18 protein-coding genes and 1 tRNA gene are annotated in these 23,936 nt (G+C 55.7%); 8 read left to right on the forward strand and 11 right to left on the reverse strand.

The features are described from left to right. Nucleotides 1-724: 724 nt before the first annotated feature. Nucleotides 725-3,082 (forward strand): phosphocholine-specific phospholipase C, encoded by a 2,358-nt coding sequence (locus tag DL88_RS15830; RefSeq protein ID WP_034998395.1) that lies wholly within the window; start codon nucleotides 725-727, stop codon nucleotides 3,080-3,082. Between the two features lie 240 nt (nucleotides 3,083-3,322). Here DL88_RS15830 and DL88_RS15835 read toward each other — a convergent pair whose 3' ends face one another. Both DL88_RS15835 and DL88_RS15840 read right to left on the reverse strand, forming a co-directional pair. Next, nucleotides 3,323-4,816: an alkaline phosphatase family protein gene (locus tag DL88_RS15835; protein WP_245270908.1), complete on the reverse strand. Its 1,494-nt coding sequence runs from the start codon at nucleotides 4,814-4,816 to the stop codon at nucleotides 3,323-3,325. Between the two features lie 406 nt (nucleotides 4,817-5,222). Next, nucleotides 5,223-6,287 carry a DUF3047 domain-containing protein gene (locus tag DL88_RS15840; RefSeq protein ID WP_034998317.1) on the reverse strand — a complete coding sequence of 355 codons (1,065 nt, stop codon included), beginning with the start codon at nucleotides 6,285-6,287 and terminating at the stop codon, nucleotides 5,223-5,225. Nucleotides 6,288-6,618: 331 nt separating this feature from the next. Between DL88_RS15840 and DL88_RS15845 the strand changes: the two genes are divergently transcribed. Further along, complete coding sequence (locus DL88_RS15845; protein ID WP_034998322.1) at nucleotides 6,619-7,194, forward strand: TetR/AcrR family transcriptional regulator; 576 nt, start codon at nucleotides 6,619-6,621, stop codon at nucleotides 7,192-7,194. Between the two features lie 528 nt (nucleotides 7,195-7,722). Here DL88_RS15845 and DL88_RS15850 read toward each other — a convergent pair. Together DL88_RS15850 and DL88_RS15855 are read right to left on the reverse strand one after the other, a co-directional pair. Beyond that, nucleotides 7,723-9,342, reverse strand: a complete 1,620-nt coding sequence (locus DL88_RS15850) for an inorganic phosphate transporter (RefSeq protein WP_034998325.1) — start codon at nucleotides 9,340-9,342, stop codon at nucleotides 7,723-7,725. A 104-nt stretch (nucleotides 9,343-9,446) separates the two neighbouring features. Further along, complete coding sequence (locus DL88_RS15855; RefSeq protein WP_034998330.1) at nucleotides 9,447-11,018, reverse strand: helicase HerA-like domain-containing protein; 1,572 nt, start codon at nucleotides 11,016-11,018, stop codon at nucleotides 9,447-9,449. Nucleotides 11,019-11,312: 294 nt separating this feature from the next. On the opposite strand from DL88_RS15855, the gene DL88_RS15860 reads away from it, so the two are divergent. Further along, a complete protein-coding gene (locus tag DL88_RS15860) occupies nucleotides 11,313-11,699 on the forward strand; it encodes a hypothetical protein (RefSeq protein ID WP_034998334.1) in 387 nt (128 codons plus the stop codon). Between the two features lie 270 nt (nucleotides 11,700-11,969). On the opposite strand, the gene DL88_RS15865 is transcribed toward DL88_RS15860, so the two are convergent. From DL88_RS15865 to DL88_RS15880, 3 genes are all read right to left on the reverse strand, one after another. Further along, complete coding sequence (locus DL88_RS15865) at nucleotides 11,970-12,203, reverse strand: hypothetical protein (protein ID WP_034998337.1); 234 nt, start codon at nucleotides 12,201-12,203, stop codon at nucleotides 11,970-11,972. Between the two features lie 1,064 nt (nucleotides 12,204-13,267). Then, nucleotides 13,268-13,912, reverse strand: a complete 645-nt coding sequence (locus tag DL88_RS19560; protein WP_051956070.1) for a DUF1254 domain-containing protein — start codon at nucleotides 13,910-13,912, stop codon at nucleotides 13,268-13,270. Continuing rightward, complete coding sequence (locus tag DL88_RS15880; protein WP_034998346.1) at nucleotides 13,909-14,475, reverse strand: DUF1214 domain-containing protein; 567 nt, start codon at nucleotides 14,473-14,475, stop codon at nucleotides 13,909-13,911. The genes DL88_RS19560 and DL88_RS15880 overlap by 4 nt, the downstream gene beginning before the upstream one ends. A 296-nt stretch (nucleotides 14,476-14,771) precedes the next feature. On the opposite strand from DL88_RS15880, the gene DL88_RS15885 reads away from it, so the two are divergent. Then, entirely contained in the window at nucleotides 14,772-16,043 is a 1,272-nt protein-coding gene (locus DL88_RS15885) for a 3-phosphoshikimate 1-carboxyvinyltransferase (RefSeq protein WP_034998351.1), read from the forward strand. Nucleotides 16,044-16,077: 34 nt separating this feature from the next. Here DL88_RS15885 and DL88_RS15890 read toward each other — a convergent pair whose 3' ends face one another. After that, on the reverse strand, nucleotides 16,078-18,243 hold the full coding sequence (locus DL88_RS15890) for a transglycosylase domain-containing protein (RefSeq protein WP_034998355.1): 2,166 nt from the start codon (nucleotides 18,241-18,243) through the stop codon (nucleotides 16,078-16,080). 396 nt (nucleotides 18,244-18,639) lie between these two features. Between DL88_RS15890 and DL88_RS15895 the strand changes: the two genes are divergently transcribed. After that, nucleotides 18,640-19,128 carry a YcgN family cysteine cluster protein gene (locus DL88_RS15895; protein ID WP_034998402.1) on the forward strand — a complete coding sequence of 163 codons (489 nt, stop codon included), beginning with the start codon at nucleotides 18,640-18,642 and terminating at the stop codon, nucleotides 19,126-19,128. Between the two features lie 281 nt (nucleotides 19,129-19,409). Then, nucleotides 19,410-20,000, forward strand: a complete 591-nt coding sequence (locus DL88_RS15900) for a hypothetical protein (protein ID WP_245270910.1) — start codon at nucleotides 19,410-19,412, stop codon at nucleotides 19,998-20,000. A 192-nt stretch (nucleotides 20,001-20,192) separates the two neighbouring features. Here the strand turns inward: DL88_RS15900 and DL88_RS15905 are convergent, their stop codons facing one another. Then, entirely contained in the window at nucleotides 20,193-21,005 is an 813-nt protein-coding gene (locus DL88_RS15905) for a VOC family protein (protein ID WP_051956071.1), read from the reverse strand. Nucleotides 21,006-21,241: 236 nt separating this feature from the next. Between DL88_RS15905 and DL88_RS15910 the strand changes: the two genes are divergently transcribed. Then, a complete protein-coding gene (locus tag DL88_RS15910; protein WP_034998357.1) occupies nucleotides 21,242-21,712 on the forward strand; it encodes a MarR family winged helix-turn-helix transcriptional regulator in 471 nt (156 codons plus the stop codon). A gap of 98 nt (nucleotides 21,713-21,810) precedes the next feature. On the opposite strand, the gene DL88_RS15915 is transcribed toward DL88_RS15910, so the two are convergent. Both DL88_RS15915 and lipB read right to left on the reverse strand, forming a co-directional pair. Beyond that, a complete protein-coding gene (locus tag DL88_RS15915; protein WP_034998361.1) occupies nucleotides 21,811-22,476 on the reverse strand; it encodes a hypothetical protein in 666 nt (221 codons plus the stop codon). Between the two features lie 118 nt (nucleotides 22,477-22,594). Then, complete coding sequence (gene lipB, locus DL88_RS15920; RefSeq protein WP_034998414.1) at nucleotides 22,595-23,281, reverse strand: lipoyl(octanoyl) transferase LipB; 687 nt, start codon at nucleotides 23,279-23,281, stop codon at nucleotides 22,595-22,597. A gap of 344 nt (nucleotides 23,282-23,625) precedes the next feature. Between lipB and DL88_RS15925 the strand changes: the two genes are divergently transcribed. Beyond that, a tRNA-Leu gene (locus DL88_RS15925) sits at nucleotides 23,626-23,710 on the forward strand. Nucleotides 23,711-23,936 lie beyond the last annotated feature (226 nt).

A 23,936-nucleotide genomic window follows, 5' to 3' on the forward strand; every position in this document is an offset into this window, starting at 1 on the left:
TTCGTCGTGACCAATGATGCTGGCGCTGGCTTCTCGCGTCGCCTGGCCGGCCGTGTCGAGACTGGCCGTCACACGGTCAGCGATCCCGGTATGGGGCTTGCCGACGCGTTTTAAGCGCAACCGGATCAAGTCTTTCAACGATCGAGCAGAGCGCCCTTAGGGGCGCTCTTTACCGGCAAATATTCGAGTGTATATCCTTCGACCATGAGAGTGCGACGACGAACGACGATTCCGTGACGATGTCCAATGTTGCACCGTCCAAAAAGCCGCCCCGATCTCCGTTAACAAAAATTTGAATACAGGCGGGACTTCTGTTTACGTTTTTTTATATAACTGATCGGTCGTAGTTACGGATCATACTGTCATTTTACTATCATTTTTATTACGAATGATTGTCATCATCGCTGATTATACGCAGCTAGCATTGTCATTCGACCTTCACTCCCTGCCTGGTGAGATTCATCCGGCGGCGATCACAGGTACGAAACCACTGGCAATCGCGCGCAGCCATCGTGCCGTATCCGTCACCGTCCTTTTCGAGTGGCCGTAGCCCAGCCCGTGTGAATGCACGGAGATGGGATTTCACCGTGGCTGGCTGAACGCCCGCATCGTGGCGGTCCAGGCAAGTCGCCGGGCCTCACATTCCTTCAGCATGTCAGTAGGCGCGTGGTGCGAATTGCGCGCCGGCAATATTTCGTTGTCTCAAGAAAGGTGGATACAGACTGTGACTACACGTAGACAATTTCTTTCAGGTGCCGCCACCGGCGGTCTCGCCGCGACGACTCTGGCGACCTTTCCGGAAAGCATCCGCCGCGCATTGGCCATTCCCGCCTTCAACGAGACCGGCACCATCAAGGACGTCAAGCACGTCGTCATTATGATGCAGGAAAACCGCGCCTTCGACCATTATTTTGGTACGCTCAAGGGCGTGCGCGGTTTCGGCGATCGTTTCACCATTCCGCTTCCCGACGGCCGCAAGGTTTGGGAACAGACCGATGCCAATGGCAATGTCGTGTTGCCCTACCATCTTGACGAAACCCAGGGCAATGCCCAGCGCGCCAGCGGCACGCCGCACACCTGGATCGATACGCATAATGCATGGGATGGCGGTCGCCTTTCGCAATGGCCGCGCTACAAGAACACCACCTCGATGGGTTATTTCGAGCGGGCCGAGCTTCCGTTCCAGTTCGCTCTGGCGGAAGCTTTTACGATCTGTGATGATTATCACTGCGCTATTCACACAGGCACTCATGCCAATCGTTCGTTCCACGTGACCGGTACCAATGGTCCGACGGGTGCCGGCGTGGCTTTCGTGAACAATACGAGCTGGTATTCGGTCGGTCCTTCCACGGCGGGCTTCCAGTGGAAGACCTATGCCGAGCGTCTGGAAGAAGCCGGCGTGAGCTGGCTCGTCTATGAGAACATCCCCAACCACTACGGTTGTAACCCGCTTCTCGGCTTCGTTCAGTACCGTAAGGCCAACGAGGCTTTACCTGCTGCTCGCCAGGTAAAGTCATCCGGGAGCTACGGCGATCAGCCGGCTTATTCGCCGGCCGATGCCATCGGCGACCCTCTCGTAAAGGGTTATGGCAATACGTTGCCGGCAGCCAGCCAAGCCGATTTCGATGCCGGTAATTTCGTTGACGCTTTCCGCAACGACGTCAAGAACGGTCGCTTGCCGGAAGTTTCCTGGATCATCCCGCCGAGTACCTATTCGGAACATCCCGGACCATCGAGCCCCGTGCAGGGCGCCTGGTATGTCCAGCAGATTCTTGACGCGCTTACTGCCGTGCCAGAGGTCTGGAGCAAGACCGTGTTCATCGTCAATTTCGACGAGAACGACGGTTATTTCGACCACGTCCCGTCGTCATCGGCTCCGTCTCCCCGCGGTGACGGCACCTATGCCGGCAAGACCACGCTGAACAGCGACGATCTGAGCTACGAATATTACAACCATCCGATCCCTCCCGGTCTTGATCCCAGCACACAGCCTTCGAGCGGTCCGGATGGGAATGTATATGGTCCAGGCATGCGTGTGCCGATGTATGTGATCTCTCCCTGGAGCCGCGGCGGCTGGGTCAATTCACAGACTTTCGACCACACCTCGGTCCTGCGTTTCCTCGAGGCGCGCTTTGGTATCAAGGAACCCAATATCGCTCCGTTCCGTCGGGTCGTGAATGGTGATCTCACCAGTGCTTTCAACTTCGCCTTCCCGAACAACGAGCAGCTCCCCACACTTGCGGGCGGCAAGACCAAGGCCGAGGCCGATGCGCTGCGTGCGGCGCAGCAGGCCCTGCCGCAGATCACGCCTGCTGCCGATCGTGGCCTGCCGGTGCAGGTAACGGGTGTTCGGCCCTCGCGTTCTCTGCCTTATGCGCTGCATGCCTCGGCCTGCGTCGAGCCGGCGAAAAATGCCGTCAAGCTGCTGTTCGCCAATACCGGCTATGCCGGTGCGGTGTTCCATGTCTATGACAAGCTGAACCTCACCAACCTCCCACAGCGCTATGCGGTGGAACCCGGAAAGGTGCTTGAGGACGAATGGACGGTGTCGTCAGAAGGCGCCTATGACCTCTGGGTGCTCGGCCCGAACGGTTTCCACCGCTCCTTCAAGGGGAATATTTCCGTTGCCAAGGCGGGCTATTCGGCTAATCCGGAAATCACTTCCGGCTATGATGCCGTGCGTGGCGGGCTTTATATGCAGATCCGCAACGGTGGCGGCAGTGCGGCACATCTGACGGTGAAGTCGAACAAGATCTATGAATCGCTCGTCGGCTTCAGTTGCCCGGTTCCTGTGTTCAAGCCGATGGCTTCTGGGTTTGCCCCGATCCCGCTCGTCGCTCCGCTTCCTGATTTCGTTCCGGCGCATCCCCTGAGCCCGGTCCCCACGACCTCCTGGCAGGTGGCGGTCCCGGCTCACCGGCGGGTTGAGCTTTTCTGGGATCTGGGCGCCAACGGCTGCTGGTACGATTTCGTCGTGACCAATGACGCTGACGTGGGCTTCTCCCGTCGCCTGGCCGGCCGTGTCGAGACTGGCCGTCACACGGTCAGCGATCCCGGTATGGGTCTCGCCGACGCGTTCTAAGGTCTGTTTTGAAGGCTTTAGCCGTCGCTCTTGAATCAGTTAGGGCATTTTCGAATTCATCGAAAATGCCCTAACACTTTTTTATTGGATCGGGGCAAAGCCTCGGCTGCGGAATCGCATCCTTTGCACGGTCCTCGTTGATCGCAACGGGTCATGATCAACGCGATTTGCTACCAGAGAGCTAGCTTGAGACCTTCACGACTGCATCGAATCTATCCGATGGGCGTCTGCGGGCCGCATTCAATCCCGCAGCGATGGCAGAGGAAGCGTCTTTTCGATCCGCACGGCTTCCAGTTCGATCCCCGGAATATTGAAGAAGGCGAGAATTGAGGGCGCGATCTGGGTGGTGAAGACGGGAGCGTCGACGGTTTTGCCTTTGAGACCCGGCGCACTGACCAAGAGCCCGACATGGCGATCATCATCGGCCACGCCGCCGTGCTCGGCCAGTTTGGTACCGGACGTATAGACCACACCCTTCTGCGACACGACGAAGAAATCAGGCGTACGGTCGTCCGTCGCCGGATCGCGATAGATCTTCTTCAGCTCCTCACGGCCGAGGATGGTCTCGATGCCAAGCGCGCTTGAAGCGGCCTTGAGATCGGCCTTGGTTTTTTCCAGGGCTTCCTCTGTGCGCTTGCTGGGATCGAGCCAGATCAGCGAGGCGTCGTCGGCAATATTGAATCCGTAACCATCATTGGCCAGCACGGTGGAATAAGTATCCTTGATCGCACGGCGCTTGGCGAGGTTAATCGGAGACTGGCCATGCTTCGCGCTGATGATGATGGCCGTATCGTCGTAACGATTGTAGGTCTTCAACGCCGTTACAATCTTGCCGATCGAATCGTCGATGAAAGCGAGTTGCAGGCTCAGCGCATTGCCGGGGGTACCGACCGCATCTGTGTAGCCGCCAACCAGATCGGCATCATCACCATAACCTGCGGTGGCGAGCTTCTGGCCAACACTCACGGCCTGGAAGTTCATGCCGAACACGGCCGGGACATAGCCGACATAAGTGCCGACGCTGTTTTTTGCCTGGATTTGATTGATGACGGCTGTCACCTTGATGCTATCGTAGAGACGCACACCACTGAAGCTTGAGGTGTAATCCTTGCCGGACGGAGCGCCCGGCAGCTGCGAATTGATTTCCGGTGTATACAGATCTTCAATTCCCTTGCCGGAAGGGCCATTGAGAATTTCGTAGGCAGGATGTTTATCGGACCAGGCTGTATGGAGGCTATGGGCGCGCAGCACTTCGAAAATCGTGTTCACGCGAATGAACTGATGCGGATAGACGATTGTGCATTTGCCATTGACGAAAGTCATGGGCAGATTTGCCGGATCAATTTGCGACAATGCGTCCCCGAGCGTGCCGCCGCCAGTCACATCGGCGAGGCTTTTATCGAGATTTTCGGCAAAGGTCGTCTCGGCTCCGGGAGTGCCGGCGCAGTTGGAGCTAGGCGCGAAGAAGGTCCGATCATAGCTGTCGTCATAAAACACGCCCGCCGAAAATGGCGTGCCGCCGGTGACCTGGGCGACCATGCCCGGAAAACTGTCGGATGGAGCGGTGGTGAGGGCATTCGAATAAGTCGTGCCGCGCTTGGCCAAAGCGGCAAGGGCTCCATTGGGATGGTTTTTGATCCAGAGCCGCAGATCGACCTCATGCATGCCGTCCACGCTGATCAGCAGGACATGTTTCAAATGATTGCCCAATTGACCCTTTAACGGATCCGGCAATTCATTTGCCCCACCGGCCGTAGAAACGCTTAACAAGGCAACACTTGCCATAAAAAAACGCCGGAATGGCATCATATTAAATTCTCCCTTAAGAATTCACGCAATGGTGAATCCGTTTTTCTTAAATGAGCGAACATTGCAGGGAGATGACGTTCTAGTAAGACTTTAAGGATATTATAATATAATTTAATATTCTGCTTTAAAACTCGCCTTAATATTATTGAGTGTAGAATTTATTATTGTTGTTATTCCAATAATGATAAAGCGCAGTTTACCAAAAGGGATGCAGCCTCGGGCAGTTGGTATCCGCGTGCGGAGCGGCGATCGATAGTCTTGTCTGAATATCTCCGGAGCAGGCGGCCGAATATCTTCGGACGCCCAATTCAAAAACTTAGCGGTTATGCCCTCAGGTGACGGCATAACAGCGGATCCCGCTGCCGGCGACGACCGAACGGCCTGAATCATCCTCGAAAATTCTAATATCGCGGAAACGAACTCGACCCCCAAGACGCTGGAAGAGCGAATTTGCGATGAGCCAGACGCCGACAATCCTTGTCGGTACCTCATTGCTGATCGCTTTGCGATAATCGGCAGCTATAGGCCGGGTCTCGTCTTTCCACTTGCCAAGTTTTTCCGTGCCCGTTTCGACGATCCAATGAGTCTCACGATCGCACCACCACGTGAGGGGACAAGCGAAATGATAGCCCGTTGGCAGTTCCTTGCTCCAGAGATAGGTTATATCCAACTCATTATCGAATTCGACTGCCACGCTGATATAGTCATGCGTCAATGCCAGATCCTCTGGCAATTCAGAGGGGAGCTTCTCCACCAGCCATGACCAGGATAGTCTGGTTTGCTCATTCAGTGGAATGTCGAGAGCCGTCTGGAGAATACAGCAATCGCCATCATGTGTATCGACCAGAATGTCGGTGCCGGTGCCAGAGAAGATGTTCACCTCCCCGAACATATTCATGAATGTCCAATGATCGGGCGGTGTCACTTTGGTCGGAGGGGCGTCCGTGAGTTTGATTGAATAACCAATGCCACCGCCTAAAGCTGTTCTGGCGCCCGGAATCACGGCGCCATCGGTCCCGTCCCACCAGGACAGCGCCTTGCAGAACGTCTCGATCTCCCCGTCAGCCCAAGCCTCAAAGACGGTTTCCGCCTCGAAAACGATCTTCCGGATAGGACCATTTCCGCCGATCCGAACCCAGAGCGAATATTTGGGCTGAATGATGACAGCGTGATCCTGGTCAAGGATATTGGCACCACTCGAACTTACACTGAAATGTTGCCCCTTCGTGACCAGATATCCCGTGCGGGTCCATTCCGTTTCTCCCCCGGTCAGGATAGTGTCACCTGATGGCACGGGCACGATTTCATTGAAGATGCGCGACGCCGCCGAGCGTTGCTGGCTGTCCCATCGCGCCATTGTTTCTTGTTTCACGGCCTCATGGTCGATTTCCGTCATGGCACTTCCTTCCCGATTTTTGCCTCCCTCGGCACCGTGTGCAGAGCATCTCATCACCCGAGCGCAAGAGAAACAGTTGATTTTCTCGCTGTTTAGTGGCCTTATGCAATTATCGCCACGATCGGAGTAATAACATTATTACCACGAACGTGGCAATATCAATTTTCTTGCTCATACCAGGCGTCCTTGATCCCAACATGGTGGGATCAAGGAAAACTCGGAGGAAAGCTGCCGCCCCGCCGTCGCGGGGACCATGTTTCGATGCGCAAGTCTCAATGAGTCATTCTCATCGAGACTTGGTGTTATTGCTGTCGGAGACCCTATCCAGCTTATGGCCAGACCCGTTGACCCAGAACTGAAAGCCGCATTACTTGCAAAGATCGTCACCTATATTTGGGAACACGGCATAGCGGATTTCTCGTTACGTCCGCTTGCCGTTGCCATCGGATCGAGCCCGCGCAATATCGCCTATCATTTTGGCTCGCGAGAGGATCTTTTGTGTGTGATCTTCAATACGATCAGGGAGCGGATGTATGAAGATTTCCGCGGGATCCAGCAGGATGCTGCCTCGGTTGAGGATGCTCTGCGCAAGCTCTGGGCCTGGACGTCCGCTCAGGAAAACCGCAAACTTCTGAAACTTCTCTACGAGATCTTTGGCACCTCGGTGAACCATCCGGACCGGTTTGACGGCTATGCGAGATGGGTGGCCACCGAGCGTTTGAAATTCATTGGCATCATCCTGGCCCGGTTCGGCATCGTTGATAATGAAGAGCAGGAGCTTGCGACGCTCATCATGATCATCTTCCATGGCGCCACCCTCGACTTGACGGCGACCGATGATGTTGCACGCATCGAACGCGTCATCCTCCGATGCATTGAGAGCGTCAAATCCTTCAGGACGATCTGATGTTCGACCGTGTCTGGGAGAGATCGAGGGACCTGTCGTCTCTTCATCTGTCAGCGAAAGATATCGTTTCAAGCGCCGACGCCAGATCGGCCATCCGATCATAAGAATGTCATCAACGCGGAGAAACGGGGAATTGTTTATGCCTTGCCGGCAGCCGCAAGGATCTCAAGCGGATGGTGAGAAACTAGCAAGAGTAAATTCAAGACCCATTTGAATGGTTTGTTCTCTGCGTCGAGCGAGCCGTCGGATCTTTGTGAAATTGTCTGGGTCCGAGAGCGTCGAAGGCAAATTCGATTTGCTAGCCATGCGCAACATATACGGCCCACCGCACTTTTATATGCCGATATGTTCGACAGAGACAGAGACAGAGACTGAAGCGGCTGGCATTGCCAATAATTATTGGAAGAGGCTCAAAACGCTGAAATGCCTCATGTCCGACGCATATATGCGAGGTGTTTTTGTGGAGCGCTTCGGACGGATCCGAAACGCTCCACGTTTTGCTTCACATTGGATGAAACCGCGCAACCCTCAGAAAATCTGGCGGAAGCAGTAGAACAAGAAGGCCGACAAAGCCATTGCGCAAGGCAGGGTCAGCACCCAAGCAAGAGCGATGTTGCGAAGCGTTCCAAGCTGCACACCAGAGCCATTCGCTGCCATCGTGCCAGCGACGCCTGAGGAGAGCACGTGGGTCGTCGAGACGGGAAGGCCATAATTGTCCGCCGCGAAAATTGTTCCCATGGCGACGAGTTCGGCGGCGGCGCCCTGGCCATAGGTCAGATGCGTTTTACCGATCTTTTCACCCACAGTCACAACGATCCGCTTCCAGCCGACCATCGTACCGAGACCAAGCGCGATTGCGACGGCGATCTTCACCCACGGCGGGATGAATTTTGTCGCCGAGTCGAGCTCCTTCTTGTAGGCGGCAAGCGCGGCGCGATCAGCCATGGTCAGCTCGGCTGCTTTATCCTTGGCGAGAATGCGCAAGGCTTCTGATGCGAGATACATGTCATTACGTGTATTACCAGCGTCCGCGGCAGGAATATCGGCAATCGTGCCATAGGTGGAGACCTGATGCGAGATCTGCTGGATCAGAACGGCGAGGGAAGGAAAAGTTCCTTCGTTGATTTCATGCTGCGTCAGATAGAGTGTCACAGCGGGGCGTGGATCACCGATGATGGCATAGCCACTTCCTTTTGTCTTGACGACTGCCGCTGCGGCATCTGAAGCCTCTGTGAAGGCTGCAATATGGCTTTCCGGCAAGGTCCTGTTCAAGGCATAGGCTGTAGGCACGGTGCCGATCAGGATGAGCATGATCAGGCCCATACCCTTTTGGCCGTCATTCGATCCATGCGCGAAGGAGACGCCGGTGCAGGTCAGGATCAGCAATCCGCGAATCCAGAGCGGCGGCTTGTTGTTGCCTTTCGGCTCGCTGTATAGCTCCGGCTTACGGATAAGGAAGCGCATCAGGAGGAGCAGGAGCGCGGAACAGACAAAACCGACGATCGGCGAAAATAAAAGCGCGTAACCGACTTCTGTTGCCTTGCCCCAGTCGACACCGGAGGTGCCGTCACGCCCGCGCATGAGGGCATTGGCGATGCCGACACCGATGATGGAGCCGATGAGCGTATGCGAGCTCGAAGCGGGCAGGCCAAACCACCAGGTTCCCAGATTCCAGATGATCGCCGCGATGAGCATGGCGAAGACCATGGCGAAGCCTGCTTCCGAGCCGACCTGCAGGATCAACTCGACCGGCAGAAGCGAAACGATGCCGAAGGCGACCGCACCACTGGAGAACAACACGCCGAGGAAGTTGAAGAAGCCGGACCAGACAACGGCTATCTGCGGCTTGAGTGAGCGGGTGTAGATGACCGTTGCAACCGCGTTGGCAGTATCGTGGAAACCGTTGACGAATTCAAAGCCAAGCGCAATGAAAAGAGCGACACCCAGCAACAGGAACGGCAAGAGGCTCTGAACGGTCGTTCCGGTCTTGGAGACATCCAAATAAATACTATATGCTGTAAAAAATAAACCTAACGCTATTGTCAAAACCAAGCCAATGAGTGTACGAGTACCCATCGGCTCGTCGAGCGACGGATGTTCAGGTTGCTCATTCTCTTGATAGTAAGATTCAGCAGATACATCAACCATGATTGCCCCCTCTTTGGGAGCAGGCTTTAGTCATTGGCCGTGACGCTTATATGACAGCCTGTATCATTGCTTGACGCTCTCCGAAAAACACATGGCCATTCACTTCATTTGCTGATGTTGCCGAATATATTTCGCACGATGACATGTGCGATCTGTGTTCCGGCTGACCGTGCGGCTGATTGAACAGCAGATCGCAAGGCAATCTCCGCAGGTGAGAGCGCTTTGCTGCCAGGCGCGCGGCTGAACAGGCCTCCGACGATCTGACCAAGGCCACCCAGCCAGCCATTGCTGGCGGGCGGAGGTTGTGTGGTCCGGCCCCATGGATCTTGCCGCCCTTCGGTCGTTTCGCTTGTTTGTGTTCCTTCCTGACGATCACCGACGCGCTGCTGCAGCCGTTCGAAGGCGGATTCGCGATCGATCGCCGTGTCATATTTGCCGCGCAACGGGCTCGTTTGAATGAGTTCTCCGCGTTCCTGCGGTGTCACCGGCCCGACACGCGCCGCAGGAGGAGCGATGAGCGTGCGGGCGACCATTTCCGGCATCGCCTTTTCATCAAGCATGGAGACCAGAGCTTCACCGACACCAAGTTGTGTAATCACGGTTTCGGTATTGAGTTTCGGGTTCTGGCGGAAAGTGCTGGCAGCAACCTTGACCGCTTTCTGGTCCCGTGGGGTGAAGGCACGCAGAGCATGCTGGACACGATTGCCAAGTTGACCGAGCACATTATCGGGAATGTCGATTGGATTTTGTGTGACGAAATAGACACCCACGCCCTTCGAGCGAATAAGCCTGACAACTTGCTCTATGGCCGTAAGGAGAGTCTTGGGAGCCCTGTCAAAAAGCAGGTGGGCTTCGTCGAAAAAGAAGACGAGCTTCGGATGATCGGGATCGCCGATTTCCGGCATTTGCTCGAAGAGATCGGAGAGCAGCCATAGGAGGAATGTTGCGTAAAGGCGCGGCGACCGCATGAGTTTATCAGCGGAAAGAATATTGATGCGCCCGCGTCCGTCTTTGTCGGTCTGGATGAAATCATGGATATCGAGGGCAGGTTCGCCAAAAAATTGCGTTGCCCCCTGATTTTCGAGCACCAATAATTGCCGTTGGATGGCGCCGATGGTTGCCGGTGCTATATTGCCGTATTGACGGAATTGGGCAGCATTCTCGCCAATATGCTGCAGCAGGGCGCGCAAATCCTTGAGATCGAGCAGGAGCAGGCCCTGTTCATCGGCGAGTCGGAAAGCGATATTGAGGACACCTTCCTGCACATCGTTCAGATCGAGCATGCTAGCGAGCAGCAGCGGTCCCATATCTGAAATGGTTGCGCGAATCGGATGACCTTCCTCGCCGAAGAGATCCCAGAAGACGACCGGAAAACGGTCCGGGACATAGGAAATGCCGATATCTCTGGCGCGATTGACCCAGGCTGGCTTGCTTTCTCCGGGCATTGCGAGACCAGAGAGGTCGCCCTTGATGTCGGCGGCGAAAACGCTGGTACCTGCCTGTGAAAAACCTTCCGCAAGAAGTTGCAGCGTGACCGTCTTGCCGGTACCGGTCGCCCCGGCAACGAGCCCGTGCCGGTTGCCCATTTTCAGGGTAAGATATTCATATTTTTCGCTCTTGCCGATCAGAATGCGGCCATGCGCGATGGCGTCTTGAGGATTCGTGGTTTCGGCCATCACTTTCCCCTCAATTTCCCATGTTTTGAGTTACATTCTGTTCGAATTGACTATTGTAGAGCATTGACTACCGCAACAGTTGATAATTTTAGGATGAAATCCACGTTTATTTCAAAAAGGAATAATACGCCTGTGGCACAGCATCTCCGCGGAACCACTCGGATTGCGACGGGCGTGATTGGCGCAGCTTGATGGGGCGGAGCCCGGCTCAGGATTGAGGCGAAAGCGCCTGGGTTCGTACCAGGAAGCGAGGCAGCGCCGCTTGCAACTTTAATTATTCATGAGGGGAATGGCATGGAAGAACTGATCAAGAAGATTGCGGCGACCACGGGGCTTGCTCCTGATGCCACAGGGCAAGCCATCACGCAGATTTTCGCCTTCCTGCGCAAGGAAGGTCCGAAGGAAGATGTCGATGCGCTGCTGGCGCAGATTCCTGGGGCGCTGGAAGCGGCCATTGCCAAGGAAGGCAGTGGTAGCAAGGGCGGCTTGTTCGGCGGCATCATGAATATGATGGGGGGCGGCATCATGGCGCTCGCGGCGCAATTGATGTCGCTCGGCCTCTCGATGAGCGATCTTCAAACGCTCGGAAATGCGCTTTTCCACGATCTGCGGGAGAGGTTTGGAGAGGAAGAACTCAACCGGATTTCCGCCGCCATCCCAGGGCTCGATCAGGTTCTTTAATTTTCGAAGATGCGATGAGGATGCTCATTGCGATTTGGCCCCGTAACAAGCGCGCGGGGTTCGTGTCGAAGCTCTCGGATCATGATTTTCATCATCCGAGAGATTGAGGGGCAGAGGCCCGGGGACTTCCGGATTCTTGCACCCGACTAGATGAACGGCAGGGATTTTATCCGGAGGCTTTTCTATTTGAATGGCATCGCGATGCGATGCGGAACTTTGAAAAAGCTCTCAACTCTTTGCGCAGAGTGTTTCGGACGGCTCCGAAACACTCTATCTCATGATTTCCCGGATCTTCTTGACCATCTCGGCGGCTTCATTATCGCCAGCCTCGGCCTTGGCTTCGAGCTCGGCAAAATGGCTCCAGCTCTTGGTTTCTTCATCATAGCTCATGACATCATCCGCCACATTGGCACGGCGCGCGCGGCGAACGACGTCGTCGACGAAGGATTCCTTTGACCCGTTATATTTGCCCAAGGCACGAATGAACGCATAATCCGTTGCCATGATAATCTCCTATGAATGGTTCGGCTTACCGTTGCTAAAACGGCCAGCGGGTAATCGTTGATGGTTTTCCTATACCATGTCGCACCTAAGGGCGATGCGCTCTCATCAAGTTCCGATGAAATCTTGCTTTCGCTCAAATCTCCCAACGTCTCTTGCTTCAAGCCACCGGCGCTCGGCTGTCAGGCGGAGGCGGACGAAATCATCAGCTCGAATCAAAGGCTTCTGGTCAGCCAGGGTTGAACCGGTCCGAGATGGGCCATCAATAGCGCATCCCGGCGGGATGCCTTCCATTATTTCCAATGGATTATTCCGTTCAATCCGCCCACAGGTAGCGCGAATATCCAGAAGTTGTGCCAGATTTCCTATGCAATGCCGACGTCGCTCGGCCGAGCTCACCTTGCGGAGCGAGCCAGCCCCGCACAAGCTTAACCCGGTAAAAGCTGATTTATCCGATCGGATAAAAGCTTGGGAAGGTCGTTGCGGTAGCAGCGAGGGTAGTCAGTGCACTCCGCGTGGCAACTGCGATCTATCAAAATTTGCCCGTTTCGGGGCAACAATTCCCATCATGACACTTTGTCATTGCATCAACATACTCTGATTCACGGCGCTTCGCGCTTCAACGAGATCGCTATCATGGCAATAAGGAGCATTAATATGTTCGATTGCATGATATCTCGCGAAGAGGTTTATCGAACGATGGGTGATTTAATTCCGTTTCGCGCTGTGCCGACGAGACCACACAGATTTCCCATCTTGTGTGCGCCGGATACGAAGGAGCAGGATAAGGTCCTATCCGCACAAATCATATTTTTCACGGGTGTCCAATATCACAGTCGCGCGGAGGAGTTGGAGCCCAATTCTCCAGAATATCTTACGTGCAGAGAGATGCCTGTGAGGTAAGGCTGATATCTGTGTCACCGTATGGTATGCTTCGGCATATTCCTAAGACATGCCGTGGTCAGTGACGAAGAATGGGTGCGCGAAAGCTGCTTTCCGAAAGAAAGTAATTCGAATTTAACAATGTACGTGTCGCGTCAGAGATCGTTTCTCAAGAAATCCATTGCTCAGGGGATGCTATCATGAGCGATATCATTGACCTTGCCGCATTCGATCGTACCGATCCAGGTCTTGATCCTCTCCCGTTCGCTCGGCCTTGCGACAAGGGCGCTGATGAGCACGAATCCTCTCTCATCTTCCGAAACGAGGCGCAGTTCTGGGGGCGCGGCCGATGTGTGGCTTGTGTCGTCGGACTCTTCCGATGTTTCTTCATCTTCGTCGAATTGCTGTTGCGTCATCAAGAGAATGTCAATCTTTCCCTGTTGGGCTGCACGATCCGTGACTGCATAGAAGGCATCTCCTGACGGTCGGTGAAAGGCGAAGCTGGTGAATTGTCCGGGATCGATCGTGGCATGGATGCGAAATGGCGCCGAGGCGAGATCATAAAGGCAAACGCCTTGCAGAAGCGCGGGATCCTCGAAAGGGGGAGCGGTTCCGGTCGGCGGATCCGTTCTAAGGCCAGGATGCCCGTCGGTGGCGAAGGTGGACCAATAAGCCATGGCACGGTCGCCAAAATAATGCGGTAAGGCCAGGATCGAGACGATATGGATAGATAAGGTGACGCAGAGAAAGCCCGTGAAAGTCAGGCAGGCGATCAGCAGGCGTTCACGGCGCATGGGGCCAAGGTCGTTTTTCTGCGGCGAAGACCTCATGCGCATTTGGTCCGGATCAATTGGGGAAAGACGGGGGCGGTGAGCGCCGCATCAATCGTGTAAAGCTCGTTGTCATAAAGCCGGAGGAGTAGAACGAAAGGGGCATCGCTCAAGGGTAGCCAATTGCCCGGTCGCGCGTGGCGCGACAGAATGATGTCGAAGTTGCCAATATTATTCCGCAGGATCTCGCTGGAGGTAAATCCCTGCCGCAAATGGTCTGAAAAGGGAAAGCCCTCCGTTGAAAGACGCGTCAACGTCCAAAAGCGGCCTTGGCTGATGGGCCCCGTGAAAAGATAATCGCATGCGGGATCAAGGCGTCGCCCGTCGCTGTCATGCGTGGCGATAAAACTCGTTCCTTCGCCTTTCGCGAGAGGAATCTCTCCGGTCACGGCCAGAGCTGCGCGGCGATAGGGTTCATGGATATCTTGCCCGGAATAATCTTTCCAGGGTCCGACCGCTACCGTGCTGAAATTCAGGCCAAGTTCCAGCACCAATGCGGTGAGGGCGAGGCCGCTGAAGCAACCGGCGAGGAGAACCACCAGATACCTGACAAATGTCGCCATGCGTCCTAATACCAAATCTTGATGACGATGACTGGTCGAGACATGGTTTGGACCACGTCTCATGTAGATGGCGGTACGGCGCCGGGCCGGAATATCCCTTGACGATAGGCGGATTTTGTCGGCTTCGCTTATCGCGAAAATCCTAATCAGCCTTGATTTTTCTTCGCGAAAGAAAAATCAAGGCTGGTCTTCGCCGCGATGGGCTGCTTACGGTGATAATTTGCCGGTGAGCCTTTCGCAAGACGGGTGATCTCCGTCGCAACGAGCCTTAAGGCACAGCTGGATCGATTCCGCAAATGTTCATGCCCGCCGCGGCGCAAGCCGTTCGCCTTGCTCCCCCTCGTCATCCTCCACACGGCCGTTTAACGCCGCCCGGCTCCAAATCGATCACCAACCGGGCCTTGCTTCTTGCAGCGCTTGCGCGCGGAGAAAGCCGTCTCACCGGCGCGTTGGCAAGTGACGATACGACCTATATGGCGAAAGCGTTGCGTGCTATGGGCGTCGCAATCGATAATCCTGACGCCACGACTTTCCATATCAAGGGCACTGGCCGTCTTCAGACGCCAAGCGAGGCGCTGTTTCTGGGGAATGCGGGAACCGCCACGCGATTTCTGACGGCCGCCGCTGTGCTGGCCGAAGGCCATGTCGTGATTGACGGCGATTCCAACATGCGCAAGCGGCCGATCGCGCCGCTTGTCAATGCCTTGCGCAGCCTTGGTGTCGCTATCGAGGCGCCGACGGGTTGTCCGCCCGTGACGATCGAAGGATGCGGCGGCGTGGCAGGTGGTGCTGTCTCAATCGACGCTGGTCTTTCAAGCCAATATGTCTCGGCGCTGCTCATGCTGGCGCCCTGCGGCCGGGGGCCGATCACGGTGAGCCTGCAAGGCAAGAGCATCGGCGCGCGTGGCTATGTCGATCTGACGCTTGCCGCCATGCGCCATTTCGGCGCGGAAATCGTTGCAGAGGATGAAGCCTCCTGGACGCTGGCCCCCTCCGGCTATCAGGCTCGGGATTTCGCCATCGAGCCTGACGCTTCGGCGGCAACTTATCTCTGGGCGGCAGAAGTCCTGACCAGCGGCGCGATCGATCTTGGTACGCCGGTGCGGGCCTTCACCCAACCGGATGCCAAGGCCCATGCGCTGATCGCCGCCTTTCCCCATATGCCCGCGGTTATCGAGGGATCGCAGATTCAGGATGCCGTACCGACTCTCGCCGTCATGGCTGCATTCAACCAGACGCCGGTGCGTTTCACAGGTATTGCCAATCTACGGGTGAAGGAATGCGACCGCATCCATGCCCTCGCCAATGAGCTGAACCGCATTGCGCCTGATCTTGCGCGGGAAGAGGGCGATGATCTCGTCGTCCTCGGCAGGCAGGATCTCATCGGCCAGACGACGGATGCGCGGATTGAGACCTATGATGACCACCGGATTGCCATGAGCTTCGCTCTCGCCGGCTTGCTGATGCAGGGGCTCACGATTCTCGATCCGGGCTGCGTCGCCAAGACCTATCCAGGTTTCTGGAAGGATTTCGACGCGCTTGGAGTTGGTATCGAACCCATCGGATAGCGGCAAGGCGACGACGAAGCAAAAAGCGACGATTTCAGCGAAATACCGGACCTGCCGCGAGGCGCTGCTTTTCCTGCTGCGACAGGCTCGTCGCAATATCCTTCAGAATTTCGAAGCCGCGCGGCGTCAGCGTCGCGGGCCGGAGGATTTGCGCCGGTTCGGCATTGGCGGTCGATGGTTCGCGGGACTTCGATTGGCTCGTCGCAACCGCCTCGGGTAATTCGCGGCCGGGCAGGGGCTTTAATTCTATGCCTTGATGTGCATAGGCCATAATATCATGCCATGTCGCCGCAGGCAGGGAGCCGCCCGTCATATTGTTCATCGGGCTATCGTCATCGTTACCGAACCAGATCGCGCCGACATAATTGCCGGTGAAACCGATGAACCAGGCATCCTTATAACCATTCGTCGTGCCCGTCTTGCCCGCGACATCGATTCCTTCGAGCTGCGCCCTGCGGGCGGTGCCAGCCTGTACGACCTGCATCAACATCGAATCCATGTCGATGATCGTCTCTTCAGGAATGATGCGCTTCGGTGGCGGTGTGTCGCGATCGTGGCGGTAGATGATCTCGCCGCCACCATTGGCGATTTCCATAACGGCATAGGCGGGTGTCCGCAGGCCGCCATTGGCAAATGTCGTATAGGCTGATGCCATGTCGAACACGGTGACTTCCGCCGCGCCGATTGGCAGCGAGACCGTATCTAAGAGCGGTGTGGTCAGGCCCATGAGACGGGCCGTCTCGACGATTTTGGCTCGCCCGGCCTTCGGGCTGCCATCGCCTATGGCGGTTGCGAGACGGACCGCTACCGTATTGAGCGAACGCGCCAGCGCGTTCACGAGCGGCAGATGCCCAGCATATTTACCGCCATAATTGTGCGGACACCAATTGCCGATGCAGATTGGCGCGTCAAGAACCACTGTCGAAGGCTTGAATTTCCCTGTCATCAGGGCCGTCAGATAGACGAATGGTTTGAACGATGATCCCGGCTGACGCAAGGCATCTGTCGCACGATTGAACTGGCTCGCGCCATAATCGCGTCCGCCGACGATAGCGCGGATGGCCCCGAACGGTTCGAGCACCACCATAGCGGCCTGTTTGGCGTGATAATCCGGTCCGTGCTGGCGCAATTGTTCTTCAATTGTCGTCTCGGCCTGGTTTTGCAAACCGGAATCGAGTCCTGTGCGGACCACCAGAACCCGCTCGTCGCCAAGCTTGCCCGATTCGGCAATTTTCTTAACTTCATCATAGGCATAATCGAGATACCAGTCCGGGCTGTTGTCGCGGCCTCGGTCGATTGGAGTCGCTGGCTTGCGTAGCGCCGTCTGGATCTGCCCTTCACTGAGATAGCCGGCATTGACCATATTGTTCAAAACGTCGCTCGCACGGGCGCGGGCGGCCGGCAAATTCACATGCGGAGCATATTTGGTCGGCGCCTTGAACAGGCCCGCGAGCATGGCGGATTCCGCTAAGGTGAGATCGCGCACCGATTTGCCGAAATAGAATTGCGCCGCCGCCTGAACGCCAAAGGTGCCCCCACCCATATAGACGCGATCGAGATAGAGGCGCAGAATTTCGCGTTTCGACAGATGGTTCTCGAGCCAGAGCGCAAGATAGGCTTCCTTGATCTTGCGCTCCAGCGTGCGCTGGTTCGACAGGAAAAGATTCTTGGCCAATTGCTGGGTGATCGAGGAGCCGCCCTGGACCACATTGCTGGCGCGCGCATTGACGGTGAGCGCACGGAATGTGCCGATCACATCTATGCCGAAATGTTCGAAGAAGCGCCGATCCTCCGTTGCGAGCACCGCATGGATCAGCGTCGGCGGGAGATCCGCGAAGGCGACTGAATTGTCATGTTTAATGCCGCGCTTGCCGACGATTGCCCCGGAACGGTCAAGAAAAGTGATGGAGAGATCCTGTTTCTTGAGCCAGTCTTCTGACGTTTCCTGAAAGGCCGGCATGGCGAGAAACAATGCGACGAGGCCACCGCCAATACCAAGAGTAAAGGCTTCACAGGAGGCTTCGACGAGGATGCGGCGCCACCCGTAAATGTGGAACCGCTCCATGAATGTCGAAAAATTGAGATACGACTCACGCAGGCGGCTTTGCGTGTCGTAAAGCGAGGAATCGATCCAGGCGTCAACGGCGAGGAACGCGCGTCCGAATGTTTTACGCAGACGGGAGAACCACGGAGTGCTCACGAACTCCCCCCTCTCTTCCGCACCTGGAACGTGGGAAGAAAACCGGTGACGAAACCACGAAGATCGTCGTGTCCGAGACGTGACCGCTTCGACGCTGCTGCGCCACGAACGATCTATCCATCGAAACCGGAACGACACAAGCTGGCGACGGCGCCAGCAATGAATTCAATGTATGACGCGCTTCGCGCATTTCAAATGGTCAAGCTCAGTTTTCACCAGTTTCCACCACGACGGCTTGATCCAAATCTGACCGCCTTTTGAAAAAAGTCGCAGCCTCAAAAGGATACCCGCATCACAAAATTCACCATAATTGAACATTCTCTCAACGTCGGCTAGGCGCCGAAGAAATGATGATTCGCTTGCTGATCTTTCATGTTTCCCGGTAATGACAAGCGTATGAACAAGGTTTCCTCCATCGACAAATTCTGGCACGGCAGGCGGCTCGAAGATTTGAATGAAGCCGAATGGGAAAGTCTCTGCGACAGGTGCGGGCGTTGCTGCCTCGTCAAGCTCGAGGATGAAGATACCGGCGAAATTCATTTCACCGATGTCGCTTGCCGCTTGTTTGATGCGAAAAGCTGCCGATGCCGGGATTACCCGGATCGCCAGCAGCAGGTCGTTGATTGTATCAAGCTTTCGCCACAGGAAGTCAGTCAGCTACGCTGGCTGCCGCCGACCTGCGCTTATCGGTTGATTGGCGAAGGCAAGGATCTCCCATGGTGGCATCCACTCGTTTCCGGTGATCCGCGCAGCGTGCATGAAGCCGGTATTTCCGTTCATGGCCGCGTTGCCGCAAGCGAAACCGATGTGCCTCTCGAAGATTATATCGAACATATCGTCAAATGGCCCAGCAGGACTCCGCGCGCCAGAAAACCGGCGCGTTGAGCCAAGGCCTTTCAGGGTGTGGCAGGGGGGAAGTCAGAGCCTTTTCCGATGACATCGATTCGCTTTGAAAATACAATTATTTTTCTGAATCGAGGTGTTTCGGATTTATCCGGAACGCTATGACGCGTTTTTTAATGCCGTAAATTCTTTTCCGCATGCCGGAGGCGAGACTTTCTCCATTCAGGCTGGCGGGTCAAAAAGCGTTCAGCCGCTCTCTATATTGCGCGTGCTATGAATAGTCCGTTCTCAGCGTTCGAGCTGATTCGCCCGAGGAGTTTTCGATGCGCTATCTTCGTTGCATGAAAGCAGAAGAAAAAGGAAACGGCCGTCGTCTTGCGCTGCTCCTGTCCGGTGCGGCAAGTTTGGGTCTTTCCATCGCTCTGCTGCCGGTTGCCCCGGCGCAGGCCCAATCGCTTCAGGCTCAGACCATCCGCGAGCAATGCAATCAGAAATATCAGGCGGATAAAGCATCCGGCCTGCTGAACGGAAGGAACTGGACACAATATTATTCCGATTGCGTGCAGGATTTTCGCGTAGGCGCCGCCAATGCACCCGCCGAGGCAGTGGCCCAGACGGCGCCGGCCGTGCCGGCAAACCCGCTGAAACCGACCAAACCCGCGACGCCGACCGCGCCAAAGCCGCAGCTCGTGCCGGAACATCCGGAGGCGGCCGTAACCGGGACGGCGGTTTTCCCGCCCGCCGTTTCAGCGAAATATCAGGCTGAGAAGCCTGCAAAGGGGCGGCAGAAGACCTGTCTTGACCAATATAACGCGAACAAGGCCGCGGGTGGTGCTGGCAATGGCGGCCTGAAATGGATTCAGAAAGGCGGCGGATATTACAGCGAATGCAACAAACGTCTGAAGGGTGAGTGATCCTCGATCGACGCCTTTCGCAGGAAAGAACACAAGCTAAAGGTGGGTGCTCTTTCCTGTAACATTGTCGCATATACAAATAATGAGCATCGCTCGTGAAACCGATCTATCGAGCGGTGCTCATTCCACATGTCAGCAGATTTCTTGTCATCGATCCTGAATGCTCGAAGAGCGGTGTCTGGTTATCCGTGATTACGTATTCGGACTGACGAGCGCGAACAAAGCGCCCTGTGGGTCAAAGCCCAGGGCAATCCATTGATCGCCTGGGACCTGATGCGGGCCATGGGTCAACGTGCCACCATTCTCTTTTATCCGGCCGATGGCGGCCTCGATGGAATCGACGTAAAAGTAATAGGTCCAGAAGGGAAGGGGGATTTCCGTGGGCTTGGTCATCATAGCCCCGATGGCTTGTCCGCCATTGTAGGAAAAGAGCTGATAAATACCCATAGCGCCTATATCCATGGGCTGATCCTTCGTCCAGCCGAACAAGGCGCTGTAGAACGTGAAAGCCTCTTCCCAGGCCGAGGACTGGAGTTCATGCCAACCGACGAGGCCTGGTGTGCATGGCGGCGGCGGTTCTGATCGCGGCATTTCCCCTGACGATTTGAACAGAACAAAGACCGCGCCTTGTGGGTCTGCAGCCACGGCGAAACGGCCGACCGTGGGAATATCGTCCGGCTTGCGAAGAATTTTTCCGCCGAGTGCGACGACACGGGTCGCGCTTACATCCACATCATCGACGTTGATGTAGCCGATCCAGCCCGGGCGTGCGCCTTGATCACGGGCTTCTGGCGGCAAGGTCATCATTCCCGCCACGGGAATCTGATGTGTCATAAATAATGTATAGGGCATGCCGCCGGGGGCTGCCTGTGCGCCCCAGCCTATGACATTTCGATAGAAAACTTCGGCCGCCTTGGTGTCGCTTGTCATAAGCTCATACCAGACGAAAATGCCGTGCTTTGTTTGTGTCGCTGAATGTTCGTCTGTTGCGATGTTGTCAGCCATGAACCCCTCCCATTCCGATCGGCTTCGCGAAGAAAAGATACCTGGAGTATGTTCGAATGTTTCCGAACCGCTCCACTTGGAAAAGTTAGAGCATTTTCAATGATTTTGAATCGCGTAGCGATGCAATCCGAACCGAATATGCTCTATGCGCAGACAAATACGTGACGGTATTCCATAAATCGGAACCATCCATGAACAATCTTGACAAAAAACATTGATATCAACATATATGGGTCATGTCAAACACCCCAGTCATTCCCTTTGAAACCACCATTCTCGTTCGCGACAGCTGTCTTTGTTTACATATGCAGAAAGCGGCGCGATCGCTGGCGCGTCATTTCGATGAAGTGCTGCGTCCTTTCGGTCTGACGAATGGTCAGTTTTCATTGCTGATGGCGCTCAACCAGCCGGTACCGCCGGGAATGGGAGCGGTCGCCGGGATCCTCGGAATGGATCGTACCACTTTGACCGCTGCTTTGAAGCCGCTGGAACGCCATGGTCTGTTGGAGATTGTGCAGGATATGGCGGATCGGCGCAGTAAGCGCCTCCGTCTGATGCCGCGGGGGCACGCGGTTCTGGCAGCGGCTCTTCCCGCCTGGCGGAACGCGCATGCGGAGCTTGAGCAGAGGCTGACGAAAAACCAAGCGGAACGGTTGCGTCAGGACCTCGTGGCTTTGACGACGCTCGCATCTGGCGAGATGCCATAAGACAGTATGACAACAGAAAAGGTCCCGGAATGATATTCCGAGACCCCATCATAAAACACAGTCTCCGGACAATCATTATCCGGTCGAAAGGACGCTTTTTACAGTTCGAGGCCGATGGCAATCGCAGTCACAGGCGTCTCGACGAGATCGATTTTCTCCTTGCGCTTCGGACGGAAGCGCAGCTTCGAGCGCAAGGAGGTGGAGAGCTGTTTCTCGACAACGCTGACTTTCGGGAATTCCTTGATCTGTTCTTTGAACGTATCATAAAGCGATTGATAATCCTCGGCATCCTGCGCCCAGAAACGCAGTTGGACAGCGAAGACGCGCTGATAGCTTTTTACAAGGTCGGCGACGAGGGCGGGATCCTCCGGCACCAGCCACCGCGGTTCGAATTTGGCATTATCCGAACTCATGCAGCGAATGCCGGTTTCCAGATAATAGAAATAGCCTTCTGCGACACCATTCGTGCCGGCCAACACATGCGCGCCCGTATCCGGATTGTAGAGGTCATAGCCGGTCTCGACCTCACGCGCCGTGCTTGAAGCGAAGACTTCGAAATCACCTAGCTGGTCCTCGTTGACTTCGAGAACTTTCTCGGTGACCGCCTCAAGCATCTTGCAGGCATTGGCATAAATGAGACTGACGCCAGTATTACAATTGTTGACCCAGTCGGGAAAGGAATTGTCGATGATCTTGGTCAGTCGCGCCTCAATCGGCAGATCGAAGAAGGCCTTGGCAAATTTGACATCATAACCGGTGGTCATCGGATGTTCGCTTTCCTTGTAGCAATGTTCCGGAAGGTTTGATTAGCCAAGCAAAAGCGAAGCCAAAGTTTCGCTTTTGCTATGATTTCAAACCGGATGTGGTCACTGGATGCGGTCATTACGACCGCGTCTTGCCGAATATGGGCTCAAACGCCTGGCGCAGCGCGAGATCGGCTTCCATCATTCCCACCGGCAGGCCAAGATCGACGAGACTGGTCACGCCATAATGGGCGCTCGCTATGCCGCAAGGAACGATGCCTGAGAAATGGGAGAGATCCGGCTCGACATTCAGGGCAATGCCATGAAACGTCACCCAGCGGCGTACCCTTATGCCGATTGCGGCGATCTTGTCCTCGGCCATTTCGCCGAGCAGACCGCTCGGCTTTTCTGGCCGGGCGACCCATACGCCGACACGATCCTCGCGTCTCTCGCCTTTCACATTGAATGAGGCCAGCGTCGCGATGATCCAAGCTTCCAGCGCGGCGACATAGGCGCGCAAATCAGGCGTTCGCTTTTTGAGATCCAGCATGACGTAAACGACGCGCTGGCCCGGTCCATGATAGGTGAACTGGCCGCCGCGCCCGGCGCGATAGACCGGAAACCGCTGGTCGAGCAGATCAGAATCGTGCGCCGAAGTGCCCGCGGTGTAAAGCGGGGGATGCTCCACCAGCCAGACAAGTTCACCGGCAGTTCCCTCTGCAATCGCCGCCGCGCGCTCCTCCATTAAAGCCAGCGCTTCGGGATAGGGCACGTAGGAATCGGCGATCCGCCATTCAATGGCGGATTCGGATCCATCCGGAAGCATGGCTGGAGAAAGATTGTCACGGGTAAGCACGAAAATCTCCCGGGGCGGAAACCGCTTCATCCTGCAAGGCCCTTGGAACGCATGATTCAGCGGAATCTGGTTCAGGGATCTTGGACCCAGAGGTTTGGCTCACCAGAGCGGACCCGGGAATCAGGGCCGCGTCTGTCGCCAGACCTCTCGTAATAAGTGAGGATAATTTGCCCGAAACGAAAGTCCGGGGAAAGTCCGGCCTTCATCGGTATTGAAGCGATTGATTGTGAAAGGCGGCTTGCCATGCCGTCATTGATTTGTTAGACGACGCCCCAGTCGCCGGTTCGAAAGCAACTTTTCAACGGCAACGATTCGCGGCCATGGCGGAATTGGTAGACGCGCTAGCTTGAGGTGCTAGTTGGGAGACCAGTGGAGGTTCGAGTCCTCTTGGCCGCACCATCCTGATTTCAGGATGTTGGTGCTCTTAAGGCTTATTGGCTATCGCCCGCACCTATGAAAGTGGTGCGGGATACGAGGCTAGGGTTACGACTACAGCACCACCTTGCTTGATAGCTGTCACGGTTTCACGCCTGTAACTGGTAGCCATCTAACAGCCGCGTCCTAGTCCCTTGATGAACATAAGCTGTGACTTCGCCGACTTTCCCCTTTGTCACAAAACTCACGT

Source organism: Beijerinckia mobilis, assembly GCF_000745425.1.
Taxonomy (GTDB): domain Bacteria; phylum Pseudomonadota; class Alphaproteobacteria; order Rhizobiales; family Beijerinckiaceae; genus Beijerinckia; species Beijerinckia mobilis.

Coding starts and splice junctions, on each gene's coding strand:
- DL88_RS15840 (WP_034998317.1), bottom strand. CDS start 6,287: ATGACGGAAATCGACCATGAGGCCGTGAAACAAGAAACAATGGCGCGA.
- DL88_RS15895 (WP_034998402.1), top strand. CDS start 18,640: ATGAACAAGGTTTCCTCCATCGACAAATTCTGGCACGGCAGGCGGCTC.
- DL88_RS15850 (WP_034998325.1), bottom strand. CDS start 9,342: ATGGTTGATGTATCTGCTGAATCTTACTATCAAGAGAATGAGCAACCT.
- DL88_RS15915 (WP_034998361.1), bottom strand. CDS start 22,476: ATGACCACCGGTTATGATGTCAAATTTGCCAAGGCCTTCTTCGATCTG.
- lipB (WP_034998414.1), bottom strand. CDS start 23,281: ATGCTTCCGGATGGATCCGAATCCGCCATTGAATGGCGGATCGCCGAT.
- DL88_RS15860 (WP_034998334.1), top strand. CDS start 11,313: ATGGAAGAACTGATCAAGAAGATTGCGGCGACCACGGGGCTTGCTCCT.
- DL88_RS15865 (WP_034998337.1), bottom strand. CDS start 12,203: ATGGCAACGGATTATGCGTTCATTCGTGCCTTGGGCAAATATAACGGG.
- DL88_RS15845 (WP_034998322.1), top strand. CDS start 6,619: ATGGCCAGACCCGTTGACCCAGAACTGAAAGCCGCATTACTTGCAAAG.
- DL88_RS15855 (WP_034998330.1), bottom strand. CDS start 11,018: ATGGCCGAAACCACGAATCCTCAAGACGCCATCGCGCATGGCCGCATT.
- DL88_RS15880 (WP_034998346.1), bottom strand. CDS start 14,475: ATGGCGACATTTGTCAGGTATCTGGTGGTTCTCCTCGCCGGTTGCTTC.
- DL88_RS15910 (WP_034998357.1), top strand. CDS start 21,242: ATGTCAAACACCCCAGTCATTCCCTTTGAAACCACCATTCTCGTTCGC.
- DL88_RS15885 (WP_034998351.1), top strand. CDS start 14,772: ATGTTCATGCCCGCCGCGGCGCAAGCCGTTCGCCTTGCTCCCCCTCGT.
- DL88_RS19560 (WP_051956070.1), bottom strand. CDS start 13,912: ATGAGGTCTTCGCCGCAGAAAAACGACCTTGGCCCCATGCGCCGTGAA.
- DL88_RS15905 (WP_051956071.1), bottom strand. CDS start 21,005: ATGGCTGACAACATCGCAACAGACGAACATTCAGCGACACAAACAAAG.
- DL88_RS15900 (WP_245270910.1), top strand. CDS start 19,410: ATGCGCTATCTTCGTTGCATGAAAGCAGAAGAAAAAGGAAACGGCCGT.